At 66.5% G+C, this 12,577-nt stretch carries 9 protein-coding genes; 2 read left to right on the top strand and 7 right to left on the bottom strand.

The features are described 5' to 3' along the window. Positions 1–21 precede the first annotated feature (21 nt). Positions 22–1,182: an acyl-CoA dehydrogenase family protein gene (locus U9J39_RS22675; RefSeq protein WP_326348142.1), complete on the top strand. Its 1,161-nt coding sequence runs from the start codon at positions 22–24 to the stop codon at positions 1,180–1,182. A 38-nt stretch (positions 1,183–1,220) separates the two neighbouring features. After that, positions 1,221–2,222, top strand: a complete 1,002-nt coding sequence (locus U9J39_RS22670) for an acyl-CoA dehydrogenase family protein (protein WP_326348141.1) — start codon at positions 1,221–1,223, stop codon at positions 2,220–2,222. Between the two features lie 30 nt (positions 2,223–2,252). Here U9J39_RS22670 and U9J39_RS22665 read toward each other — a convergent pair whose 3' ends face one another. From U9J39_RS22665 to U9J39_RS22635, 7 genes are all read right to left on the bottom strand, one after another. Then, positions 2,253–3,806: a SpoVR family protein gene (locus U9J39_RS22665; RefSeq protein ID WP_115712580.1), complete on the bottom strand. Its 1,554-nt coding sequence runs from the start codon at positions 3,804–3,806 to the stop codon at positions 2,253–2,255. A gap of 139 nt (positions 3,807–3,945) precedes the next feature. Further along, a complete protein-coding gene (locus U9J39_RS22660) occupies positions 3,946–5,208 on the bottom strand; it encodes a YeaH/YhbH family protein (RefSeq protein ID WP_115681563.1) in 1,263 nt (420 codons plus the stop codon). A 37-nt stretch (positions 5,209–5,245) separates the two neighbouring features. Further along, positions 5,246–7,168 carry a PrkA family serine protein kinase gene (locus U9J39_RS22655; RefSeq protein ID WP_012355394.1) on the bottom strand — a complete coding sequence of 641 codons (1,923 nt, stop codon included), beginning with the start codon at positions 7,166–7,168 and terminating at the stop codon, positions 5,246–5,248. Positions 7,169–7,646: 478 nt separating this feature from the next. Beyond that, positions 7,647–8,834, bottom strand: a complete 1,188-nt coding sequence (locus tag U9J39_RS22650) for an acyl-CoA dehydrogenase family protein (RefSeq protein WP_115712578.1) — start codon at positions 8,832–8,834, stop codon at positions 7,647–7,649. 135 nt (positions 8,835–8,969) lie between these two features. After that, complete coding sequence (locus U9J39_RS22645) at positions 8,970–9,749, bottom strand: enoyl-CoA hydratase/isomerase family protein (protein ID WP_115712576.1); 780 nt, start codon at positions 9,747–9,749, stop codon at positions 8,970–8,972. A gap of 23 nt (positions 9,750–9,772) precedes the next feature. Next, on the bottom strand, positions 9,773–10,756 hold the full coding sequence (locus tag U9J39_RS22640) for a Bug family tripartite tricarboxylate transporter substrate binding protein (protein ID WP_326348140.1): 984 nt from the start codon (positions 10,754–10,756) through the stop codon (positions 9,773–9,775). A gap of 56 nt (positions 10,757–10,812) precedes the next feature. After that, entirely contained in the window at positions 10,813–12,537 is a 1,725-nt protein-coding gene (locus U9J39_RS22635) for a long-chain fatty acid--CoA ligase (RefSeq protein WP_115712574.1), read from the bottom strand. Between the last annotated feature and the right edge of the window lie 40 nt (positions 12,538–12,577).

Here is a 12,577-nt window from a genome sequence, read left to right as displayed (position 1 = left end):
ATCAAGCGACAGGACTCAAACGTGACCGCATTGCTCTCCACCTTCAGCCTTACCACCTTGCCGCCCCACGCCACGGCATTCCGCGCCGAGGTGCGGGCCTTCCTGGACCAGCACCTGCCGGCACTGCCGCCGGAAACGCGGGCGCGCTCGTGGATGGGCTTCGATGCCGGCTTCAGCCGGGCGCTGGCCGCGCGCGGCTGGGTCGGCATCACGCTGCCGGCGCAGTACGGCGGCGCGGGGCTGGACCCGTTCTCGCGCTTCGTGCTGGTGGAGGAACTGCTGGCCTGCGGCGCGCCGGTGTCGGCGCACTGGATCGCCGACCGCCAGAGCGGCCCGCTGATCCTGCGCTACGGCGACGACGCGCAGAAGGCGCGCTACCTGCCGGCGATCAGCCGCGGCGAGGCCTTTTTCTGCATCGGCATGAGCGAGCCCAATTCCGGCTCGGACCTGGCCAGCGTGGCCACGCGCGCGGTGCGCCAGCCTGATGGCGGCTGGCGCCTGAACGGGCGCAAGATCTGGACCACCAACGCCGACCGCTGCCACTTCATGATCGCGCTGGTGCGCACCTCGGGCACGCCGCAGGACCGGCAGGCCGGGCTGTCGCAGTTCATCGTCGACCTGCACGCGCCGGGCGTCACGGTGCGGCCGATCCGCGACCTGACCGGCGATGCGCACTTCTCGGAAGTGAGCTTCGACGACGTGGCGCTGGCGCCGGATGCGCTGGTCGGCAACGAGGGCAGCGGCTGGGAGCAGGTCAACGCCGAGCTGGCGTTCGAGCGCAGCGGGCCGGAGCGGCTGTACTCCAGCGTGGTGCTGCTCGACACCTGGCTCGACGCCCTGCGCCGGCTGCCGCCCGCGCGGCGCGACACCGTTACCGCGGGCCGCCTTGCCGGCCACCTGGCGGTGCTGCGCGCAATGTCGCTGGCAGTCACGGCGCGGCTCGCCGCGGGTGAAAGCCCGGTGGTGGAGGCGGCGCTGGTGAAGGACCTGGGCACCACCTTCGAGCAGTCGGTGCCGGCCCTGGTCGAGGCCGCGCTTGGCGACGAACCGGCACTCGCTGCCGATGGAGCGCTGTACCGCACCCTGGCCTATGTGACGCAGATCGCGCCGTCGTATTCGCTGCGCGGCGGCACCCGCGAAATCCTGCGCGGCATGATTGCGCGCGGGCTGGGCCTGCGCTGATCCGGCCGCGCCGACCGCCATCCTGAACGAGATTGCCCATGCATAACGCCTACTCCGATGCCCTCGACGCGCTGCTGCGCGACTGCTGCGCTCCCGCCACGGTGCGCGCGCTGGAACAGCACGCCGACCCGCAGCCGCTATGGCAAGCGCTGCAAGACAGCGGCTTCGCCGACTGCCTGTTGCCCGAATCCGCCGGCGGCGCCGCGCTGGCGCTGCGCGAACTGGCACCGGTGCTGTTCGTCACCGGCCGCCACGCGCTGCCGCTGCCGCTGGCGCAGACCATCTTTGCGCGCGCGCTGCTGCATGCCAACGGCGTCGCGCTGCCCTACGGCCCGATCGCGCTGGCAAGCTTCGACGACGGCGCCGCCGCGGCCACGCTGGTGGCGGACGCACGCCATGCGCAGTGGTTGCTGCTGCAGGACGGCGAGCGCTGCCTGCTGCTGCCGGCCACGGCGGCGCGCGCCGAGGCCACCGGCGCCCACGGCGACCTGGCGCTGCGCGTGCCGCGTCCCGACACCGCCGCGCCCGCGGCATTCCAGTTGCCGGCCGGCACCGTGCGCACGCTGGGCGCCTGCCTGCATGCGGCGCAGCTGGCCGGCGCGCTGTCGCAAGTGCTCGACCTGACGCTGCAGTACGCCAACGACCGCCAGCAGTTCGGCCGCGCCATCGGCAAGTTCCAGGCGATCCAGCATCAGGTCAGCGAGATGGCCGAGCATGTCGCCGCGGCGCGCGTGGCGGCGCAACTGGCCTGCGACAGCGACGGCGCCACGCCCGACCCGCTGCGCGCGGCAATCGGCAAGCTGCGCGCCAGCGACGCGGTCACGCCGGTGGCCGCGATCGCGCATGCCGTGCACGGCGCGATCGGCATTACCGAGGAATATGACCTGCAGCTCTATACGCGCCGGTTGCATGCGTGGCGCGTGGCGGACGGGTCGGAACGCTGGTGGAGCCGCGTGCTGGGCGAAGTAGTCTGTGCCAGCGATGGCCGCAAGGCGGTGGAACTGGTGCGCGACTGGTGCGAGCCGGCGCCCGCCGGCTGAAGCGGCGGGGCCAGGGGCGCCGCCTGCCGCTCAGGCGGCCAGGCTCAGCCCGCTGCCATGCGGGCGGCGGTGGCGGCGCTCAGGCTTGCATTCGTACTTGAGCTCGGTGCGGCCGTCTTCATAGGCCACCTCCAGCCGCACGGTAAAGCCCCACAGCCGGGTCACGTGCCGCACCACTTCATCGAAGTTGTGCGCCAGCGGACGCCGGTCGTTCTGCAGGTGGCGCAATGTCAGCGAGCGGTCGCCGCCGACATCGACGTTGGTGACCTGGATATTGGGTTCCATGCTGGACAGGTCGTACTGCGCTGCCATCAGCTGGCGGATCGCGCGGTAGCCCTCGTCGTCGTGGATCGCGGTGACGCGCAGCTTGCCCTCGCGGTCATCGTCCAGCACCGAGAACAGCTTCAGCTCGCGGATCACGCGCGGCGACAGGAACTGCAGCAGGAAGCTCTCGTCCTTGAAGTTGCGCATGGCAAAGTCCAGCGTCTTGCGCCAGTCGGTGCCGGCGATCTCTGGCGCCCAGCGGTAGTCCTCGTCGGTCGGGTTCTCGCACATGCGGCGCAAATCCTGGAACATCAGGAAGCCCACCGTGTAGGGGTTCATGCCGCTGTAGTACGGGCTGTGGTACGGCGGCTGGTAGATGACGTTGGTGTGCGCCTGCAGCAGCTCCATCATGAAGGCGTCGTTGACCAGCTTTTCCTCGTACAGCTGGTTGATGATGGTGTAGTGCCAGAACGTGGCCCAGCCTTCGTTCATCACCTTGGTCTGGCGCTGCGGGTAGAAATACTGCGCGATCTTGCGCACGATGCGCACGATCTCGCGCTGCCACGGCGCCAGCTTGGGGGCATTCTTTTCGATGAAATACAGCAGGTTCTCCTGCGGCTCGGGCGGGAACGGGACATCCGGCTCGGCCGTGTCGTCCTCGGACGCCAGCGCGTGCGGCCGGTGCTTGGGCAGCGTGCGCCACAGGTCGTTGACCTGCATCTGCAGGTAGTTCTCGCGGTCGGCCTGGCGCGCCTTTTCCTCGGTGATCGACAGCTTCTTGGGCCGCTTGTAGCGGTCCACGCCGTAGTTCTGCAGCGCGTGGCAGGAGTCCAGCAGCAGTTCCACCTCCTGCTCGCCGTAGCGCTGCTCGCACTCGGCCACGTAGTTCTTGGCGAACAGCAGGTAGTCGACGATGGCGTCGGCGTTGGTCCAGGTGCGGAACAGGTAGTTGCCCTTGAAGAAGGAGTTGTGGCCGTAGCAGGCATGCGCGATGGTCAGCGCCTGCATCGGCATGGTGTTCTCCTCCATCAGGTAGGCGATGCAGGGATTGGAATTGATGACGATCTCGTAGGCCAGCCCCATGTGCCCGCGCTGGTAGCTGCGCTCCGACGCCAGGAAGTGCTTGCCGTAGGACCAGTGGCTGTAGCCCACCGGCAGCCCCGCCGACGCGTAGGCGTCGAGCATCTGCTCCGCGGTGATGATCTCGATCTGGTTGGGATAGGTATCCAGGCCGAATTCGCCGGCGATGCGGGAAATCTCGCGGTCATACCGGTTGATCAGCTCGAAGGTCCATTCCGAACCCGTGGACAGATAAGCCATCTTCGCCCCTTTCGTCCGCGCAAGACAGGCAGGCCGGTTCATGCGGCACGGGCGCGCCGCCAGGTCCCCTGTCTTGCCAATATTGCCTTCTTCACCGCGGCTTGCCGGTCATTGCCGCCAATGGCCGGCCCAGCACTGATTATGCCGCGCGTTTCTGGAACAGGTCGTGCAGCACCGGGTAGATCTCGTCCGCGCCGATGATGCGCTGCATCGCAAAGTGATCGAACTGGCTCTTCACCGTCAGATACTCTTCCCAGAGGTTCTGCGGCTCTTCCGACGCTACCTCCACATAGGCGTAATACTGCACCAGCGGCAGGATCGACTCGCGCAGCAGCCGCCCGCACAGCTCGGAATCGCCGGCCCAGTTATCCCCGTCCGAGGCCTGCGCGCAATAGATGTTCCACTGACTGGGCGGATAGCGGTCGTGGATGACCTCCACCATCAGCTTGAGCGCGCTCGATACCACGGTGCCGCCGGACTCGCGCGAGTGGAAGAAATCTTCCTCTTCGACTTCCTTCGCCACGGTGTGATGGCGGATAAACACCACGTCGATGCGCTCGTAGTTGCGCTTCAGGAACAGGTACAGCAGCATGAAGAAGCGCTTGGCCAGGTCCTTGCGGCTCTCGTCCATCGAGCCGGACACGTCCATCAGGCAGAACATCACCGCCTGGGCCTGCGGGCGCTTCTTGAGCACGCGGTTGTTGTAGCGCAGGTCGAGCTTCTCGATAAAGGGAACGCGATCGATGCAGGCGCGCAGGTGCCGCATCTTCTCCATCAGCTCGAGCGTGCCTTCGGCATACGGTCCGTCCTGCTCCAGTGCCTCGGCATAGGCCAGCTCCAGCTGGCGCAGGCGCTTCTGGTAAGGGCTGGACAAGGCGATGCGCCGCCCCAGCGAACTGCGCATGGTGCGCAGGATCGACAGGTTGGACGGGGTGCCGTCGATGGAATAGCCGGCGCGCACCTTGCGCACCTCGGCAATCTTGGCGAGGTGGCGCTTGGCCAGGTCCGGCAGCGCCATGTCCTCGAAGAAGAAATTGAGGAAGTCCTCGCGCGACAGCGTGAAGACGAAATCGTCCTCGCCCTCGCCGCTGTCGCTGGCCCGCGAACCGGTCCCGCCGCCGCCCTGCTGCTGGCGGTCGAAGGAATCGCCCTTGACGAACTTCTTGTTGCCAGGGTGAATCCACTCGCGCCGCCCGCCCGGGCCGTGGTGGAAGATCGGTTCGCTGATGTCCTTGACCGGAATGGACACCTGCCCGCTCTGCTCGATGTCCATGATCTTCCGGCCGGACACCGCCTTTGCCACCGCTTGCCGGATCTGCTCGCGGTAGCGCTTGATGAAGCGTTGCTGGTTGACGGCACTCTTGTTGCCGCCGTTTTCGCGCCGATCGATGACCGTAGCCATATGTTGCCCTCGTTGAGAGACCTGTTCCGCGGCGCCGTTACGATGACTTTCTTACGCGCAGATACCACTCCACCAACAGTCTCACTTGCTTGGGCGTGTACCCCTTCTCGACCATGCGGTTGACGAAGTTCTCGTGCTTGTCCTGGTCTTCGCGCGAAGACTTGGCGTTGAACGAGATCACCGGAAGCAGGTCCTCCGTGGTGGAGAACATGCGCTTCTCGATCACCATCCGCAGCTTTTCATAGCTGGTCCAGACCGGGTTCTTGCCACCGTTGTTGGCCCGCGCCCGCAGCACGAAGTTGACGATCTCGTTGCGGAAGTCCTTCGGGTTGGAGATCCCCGCGGGCTTTTCCACTTTCTCCAGCTCGTCGTTCAGCGCGTTGCGGTCGAGGATTTCGCCGGTGTTGGGATCGCGGTACTCCTGGTCCTGGATCCACAGGTCGGCGAACACCACATAGCGGTCGAAGATGTTCTGCCCGTACTCAGAATACGACTCCAGGTAAGCGGTCTGGATCTCCTTGCCGATGAACTCAACGAACGGCGTGGTCAGGTACTCCTTGATATACGACAGCAGCTTGGCTTCCTGCTCCGGCGGGAACTGCTCGCGCTCGATCTGCTGCTCGAGCACGTACAGCAGGTGCACCGGGTTGGCCGCCACTTCGGTGTTGTCGAAGTTGAAGACCTTGGACAGGACCTTGAACGCGAAGCGCGTCGACAGCCCGTTCATGCCTTCGTCGATGCCGGCGTAGTCGCGGTATTCCTGGTACGACTTTGCCTTCGGGTCCACGTCCTTCAGGCTCTCGCCGTCGTAGACGCGCATCTTGGAGAAGATGTTGGAGTTCTCGGGCTCCTTGATGCGCGTGAGCACCGCGAACTGCGCCATCATCTTCAGCGTGTTGGGCGCGCACGGGGCGGCCGACAGCGAACTGCTGCGCAACAGCTTGTCGTAGATCTTGACCTCGTCGGACACGCGCAGGCAGTACGGCACCTTGACGATATAGATCCGGTCGAGGAAAGCCTCGTTGTTCTTGTCCGCCTTGAAGGTCTGCCACTCGGCCTCGTTCGAGTGCGCCAGGATGACGCCGTCGAACGGGATCGCGCCGAAGCCTTCCGTGCCCTTGTAGTTGCCTTCCTGGGTCGCGGTCAGCAGCGGGTGCAGCACCTTGATCGGCGCCTTGAACATTTCGACGAACTCTAGCAGGCCGCGGTTGGCCAGGCACAGGCCGCCTGAATACGAGTACGCGTCCGGATCGTCCTGCGGGAAGTCCTCGAGCTTGCGGATGTCGACCTTGCCCACCAGCGACGAGATGTCCTGGTTGTTCTCGTCGCCCGGCTCGGTCTTCGAGATCGCGATCTGCGACAGCACCGACGGGCGCAGCTTCACCACCTTGAACTTGGTGATGTCGCCGTTGAACTCGTGCAGGCGTTTCACTGCCCATGGCGAGGCAATGGTATTGAGATAGCGCAGCGGGATGCCGTAGTCCTCTTCCAGGATCTTGCCGTCTTCTTCCGGCGAGAACAGACCCAGGGGCGACTCGTGGATGGGCGACCCCTTCAGCGCGTAGATGGGGATCTGTTCCATCAACGCCTTCAGCTTCTCCGCGAGCGAGGACTTGCCGCCGCCGGGAGGCCCGAGCAGATACAGGATCTGCTTGCGCTCTTCCAGGCCCTGCGCCGCGTGCTTGAAGAACGAGACGATCTGCTCGATCGTGTCCTCCATGCCGTAGAAGTCGCGGAAGGCCGGATAGATGCGAATGACCTTGTTGAAGAACAGGCGGGACAGCCTGGGATCGTGGTGGGTATCCACCAGCTCAGGCTGACCGATCGCGGCGAGCATGCGTTCGGCAGCGGTCGCGTAGGCAGTCGGATCCTTCTTGCAGATCTCCAGGTATTCCTGGATGCTGTATTCCTCTTCCTTGCGAGCTTCGAACCGCGTAGCGTAATGGCCAAAAATGTCCATACCTCACTCCCGTCAGAGTTCACGTCCGAGGCGTAGGTAGTGCTACCCCCAAGGCTTCGCGCAACGTTCGCGGTACACCACCCCGGCCTGGCGACCTGTCATGTTGCGAAGTCTTTACTTCATCATAGTCAAATAACGGCGATGGTGGAGTCCGAGTTGACGAATCTTGCATCGATGCAACGGGTGTTTCGCTGCTGCATTTCCCGCTGCATTCCTGCCGGATTTCGCTGTCAGCTTTTGGCTGATTCCACTCGGCTTCGCCTCCGCGCGCGACGGGCCATTGACCATGCTTGTGACACACCTTACACCTTTCCCGCCATCCGTGCACAGCTGGTTTTGTAACCATAAGCACGAAAGCCGGCACAGGTGCCGGCTTTCATTTTTGCGCATGTCGTCAGGCGTTTTGCGACGTCTCGCATTGCCGGCGCGCACTAGCACACAGACAGTGCTGATAGCGCAGCGCCCGCGCTAACGGCACTCAGAGCGTGCGCGCGACCAGCTCCTTCATGATCTCGTTGGAGCCGCCGAAGATCTTGCTGACGCGTGCGTTCGCGTACATGCGCGCGATCGGGTATTCCAGCATGTAGCCGTAACCGCCGTGCAACTGCAGGCACTCGTCGATGACCTGGCAGTTCTGTTGGGTGCACCACCATTTGGCCATCGCCGCGGTCGCCGCATCGAGCTGGCCGTCCATCAGGCGCTGCATGCAGTCGTCGACGAAGGTCGCGGCGATGGTGGCCACGGTCTTGCATTCGGCCAGCTTGAAGCGCGTGTTCTGCAGGTCGCCGAGCGGCTGGCCGAACACCTTGCGCTGGCGCACGTAGTCGGTGGTCAGCTCGATCGCGCGCTGCATGGTGGCCACCGCGCCCAGCGCAATGATCATGCGCTCCTGCGGCAGCTGCTGCATCAGCTGGTAAAAGCCCTGCCCTTCCTGCGTGCCGAGCAGGTTGTCGCACGGCACCAGCACGTCGTCGAAGAACAGCTCGGCGGTGTCCTGGCCCTTCTGCCCGATCTTTTCCAGGATGCGGCCGCGACGGAAGCCCGGCAGGTCGCGGGTTTCCACCATGACCAGCGACACCCCGCGCGAACCGGCTTCCGGATCGGTCTTGGCCACCACGCAGATCAGGTCGGCATGGTAGCCGTTGGTGATGAAGGTCTTGGCGCCGTTGATGCGATAGCAGTCTCCGTCCGGGGTCGGTTCCCGCAGCGCGCGGGTGCGTATCGCTTTGAGGTCGGAACCGGCGCCGGGTTCCGACATCGCGATGGCCGCCACCAATTCACCGCTGGCCATCTGCGGCAGCCATTTCTGCTTCTGCGCTTCGGTGCCGTAGCGCAGCAGGTAGTGCGCCACGATGCCGCTGTGCACGTTGTTGCCCAGGCTGGTGCAGACCGCGCGCGACATCTCCTGGGTGATGATGGCCTCGTGGGCGAAGGTGCCGCCGCCGCCGCCGTATTCCTCGGGGATGCTGGCGCACAGCAGCCCGATCTGGCCGGCGCGGCGCCACATGTCGCGGTCGATGTAGCCCTGCTCGGCCCAGCGGGCCTCGTTGGGGGCGAGCTCGCGCTCGACGAAGCGGCGCACGGTGTCCTGGAACATTTCCAGCTCTTCGTTCATCCAGGGGGTCTGGCGTGCGGCGGGCGCCGCGTTCTGGTCTTGGGATCCCATAAGTCGTACCGGTATCAGGGTAAACGTGAATAATGAAGCGGCAAGCCCGGTCGGCGCCGGATTACCTGCCTATATAAATAGGGGCGCAAGCCAGGGGGCAACCGATGCGGGACGGCAAGCCCCGCCGGTCCGCCCTCAGTCCGGCCAGCGGTAGCGCAGCGGCTGCTTGGCCATGAAGCGGTCGGCGGCCTCGCGGCGGTAGCCGGTGGAGAAGGCGATGCCCTGCGCATCCGCCTCCATCGCCAGCATGGTGCCCAGGTCCTGGCCCAGCGATGCATTGAGCGCCTGCTTGGTCAGGCTGACCGCCACCGGCGAGGCCTCGGTGAATGCCTGCGCGAGCGCACGGGCGCGCGCCTGCAGGCCGTCGGCCGGCACGATTTCCATGACGATGCCAAGGTCTTGCGCGGCCTGGGCGCTGAGCTCGCGCATCGAGAACATCAGCGCCTTGGCCCGCTGCAGGCCGATCATCCGCGGCAGCGTGTAGAACACGCCACAGTCTGGCACCAGCCCCATGCGCAGGAACGGCAGCCCGAAGCGCGCGCGCGGCGTGGCCAGGATGATGTCGGCAGTCAGCGCCAGGCTGAAGCCCGCGCCATAGGCGGCGCCGTCGACCGCGGCAATGACCGGCACGTCCAGCTGGATCAGGTCTTCCAGCCAGCCGTGGAGCCTGCGCAGGCGCTTGCGGCCCTGCTCGGCGCTGATCTCGACCTGCATCGAGCTGATGTCGCCGCCCGACGAGAAATCGGTGCCGGCCGCAGTCAGGATCAGGGCGCGCACGCTGTCGTCGTCCCGTATCCGGCGAATCACTTCGCCGATTTCCTCGCGCATCGGCAGCGACAGCGCGTTCTTGCGCGCCGGCGCATCCAGCGTCAGCGTGGCGACACCGTCCTCGACGGCAAAACGGATGGTTTCCATGGCTTGGCCTCCGGTACGGTGTGTCAGTCCAGCTGGATGTTGGCGTCGCGCACGATCCTGGCCCACTTTGGCGTGTCGCCGGCGACCACGGCGGCGAGTTCCTGCGGCGTGGAGCCGACCGGCTGCAAACCCATGCCGGCCAGCTTCTGCGTCACTTCGGGCAGCCGCACGATGCGTGCGGTCTCGGCGGCCAGCCTTGCCGTCACGTCCTTGGGCGCGTTGCCGGGCAGGAACAGCCCGAACCAGCCATTGGGCTCGAACCCCGCCAGGCCCAGCTCGGAGAAGGTCGGCACATTGGGCAGCGCCTTGTAGCGCTGGGTCCCGGTGATGCCCAGGATCTTGAACTTGCCGCTGGTGAGGTAAGGGTTGGCCGAGGTCACGTCGACGAAGGCGCTGTCCACCTGGCCGCCGAGCAGGTCGCTCATCAGCGGCGCCGCGCCCTTGTACGGGATATGCGCGATCTCGATGCCGGCCTGCTGGCGCAGCAGCTCGCCGTGCAGGTGCGACGAGGTGCCGTTGCCGTACGAGCCATAGCTGAGCTTGCCGGACTTGGCCAGCGCCAGGAACTCGCGCATGGTGCTGGCCGGCACGCGGTTGGGCACCACGAACAGGTCGGACGACTTGGCGATCAGCGAGACCGGGGTGAAGTCTTTGGCGACGTCGTACGGGGTGCGCTTGTATAGCGCCGGCGACTGGATCAGCGCGGTGATCGCCAGCAGCAGGGTGTAGCCGTCGGCCGGCGCCTTGGCGACGGTGTCGTTGCCCAGCATGCCGCTGGCGCCCGGCTTGTTTTCCACCACCACCGGCTGGCCCAGGCTTTCGGCGAGGCGCTGGCCGATCAGCCGCCCTACGGTATCGGTGCCGCCGCCGGCCGGGTATGGCACGATCAGCCGGATCGGCTTGGCGGGGTACTGTTGCTGGGCGAAGGCCTGGCCCGCGTGGCCAAGGATGGCCGCGCCGGCCAGGGTGCCGGCCTGCGCCAGCCAGTTGCGTCTGCTCTGCTGCATGTTGTCTCTCTCTTTGCTGCTCGGGTTGCTGCGCTGGGTGGGCATCACCGCCACCATCAGTTGCCGGGATGGTCCGCCTGCATCTCGCGTTCCTGCAGCGCGCGCCACAGGATCTTGCCGGTGGCCGACTTGGGCAGCGCCTCGACCACGTCGACGATGCGCGGCACCTTGTACGCGGCCATGTGCTCGCGGCACCAGGCCATGATGCGTTCGGGTTCGGCTTCCGCCGTGCCGCGCGCGTCAGGGCGCAGCGCCACCACCGCCTTGACGGTTTCGCCGCGGCGCTCGTCGCGCGCCGCGATCACGCAGGCTTCGTGGATGGCCGGGTGGCCGTACAGCATGTTCTCCACCTCGGCCGGCCAGACCTTGTAGCCCGACGCGTTGATCATGCGCTTGAGGCGGTCGCGCATGAAGAAGTAGCCTTCCTCGTCCATGAAACCCAGGTCGCCGGTGCGCAGGAAGCGCTTGCCGTCGAGCTCGATGAAGGTGGCGGCGTTGGCGTCTTCGTTGTGCCAGTAGCCCTGCATCACCTGGCCGCCGTGGACCACGATCTCGCCGGTCTCGCCGTGGGGCAGTTCGCGCAGCGTCTCGGGGTCGACCACGCGCGCGTCCACGCCGAAGGTGGCGATGCCCAGGCATTCGCGCTTGGGCTGGTTGCGCGGGTTCGACAGGATGAAGGCCGCGGTCTCGGTCATGCCGTAGGCCTCGACATAGGGCAGCCCGAAGCGCTGCTGCAGCATGTTGGCCACGGCCTCCGGCATGGCCGCGCCGCCGCCGCCGACGTACGCCAGGCTGGACAGGTCGCGCGCGTCGATGCCGGGCTGGGAGAAGAAGTCCACCATCATCGCCGGCGGCGCGCCCCACACCGAGACGCGGTAGCGCTCGATCAGGTCCGCGGCCAGCGCGCGGTCCCAGCGCGGCATCAGCACCACCGTCGCGCCCAGGTAGAGCGGCGAGTTCATGCAGTTCTGCATGCCCAGCAGGTGGAACATCGGCGCCACCGCCAGCACCACCGATTCGGCCGAGCCGCCACGCCAGATCACCGAACCGGCGGCCGCGGTCATCAGCGTGCCGTGGGTATGCATGCAGCCCTTGGGGTTGCCGGTGGTGCCGGAGGTATAGGCCAGCATGCACAGTGTGTCGTGCCCGGCCTGGTGCGGCAGCGGCCGGTGCCCCGCGCCGCTGGCGGTGTCCCAGGCCACCGGCATCGCGCCCGACGGCGCGGCCTGCGGCGCGGGCGGCGGCTCGCGCAGCCAGGCCGGCACCGGCAGGCCGCCGTCGTCGCGCAGCATGCCCGCGTAGTCGTGCAGGATCACGTGGCGCAGCGCCGGGCCGTGCAGCGGCGCCATGCGCGGGTACAGCTCGCAGCCGGCGAAGGCGGCGACCGCGCCGCTGTCCTGCACCACGTGGGCGAGCTCGGCTTCCAGCCACATCGGGTTGGCGGGCACGACCACGCCTTCGGCGCGCAGGATGGCGTAATAGGCAATGATGAACTGCGGGCAGTTCTGGCTGAACAACACCACCCGGTCGCCGGGCTGGATGCCGCAGGCCTGCTGCAGGTAGCCGGCCATCCGCTCGATCTCTTCGCGCAGCTCGCCATACGAGATCGCGGTGCCGAAGTACTGGATCGCGGTCTTGTCCGGATAGCGCTGCGCCGCGACCTCGACGTTGTAGAACAGGCTGGTGCGCGGCGTATGCAGCGTCGCCGGCAGGCCGGGCGGCCAGGCGGGGGAACGGAACGGCTGGGCAGTGCGTGGGGCAGGGCTTGTAGCAGGCTTCATTGCAGCAATAGCGAGTCAGATGCGGATCGGATACGGGTCA

Source organism: Cupriavidus sp. SS-3 (genome assembly GCF_035818815.1).
Lineage (GTDB): Bacteria > Pseudomonadota > Gammaproteobacteria > Burkholderiales > Burkholderiaceae > Cupriavidus > Cupriavidus taiwanensis_C.
Note: the sequence above shows the minus strand (reverse complement) of the source record. Positions and strands in the feature narration are given on the sequence as shown.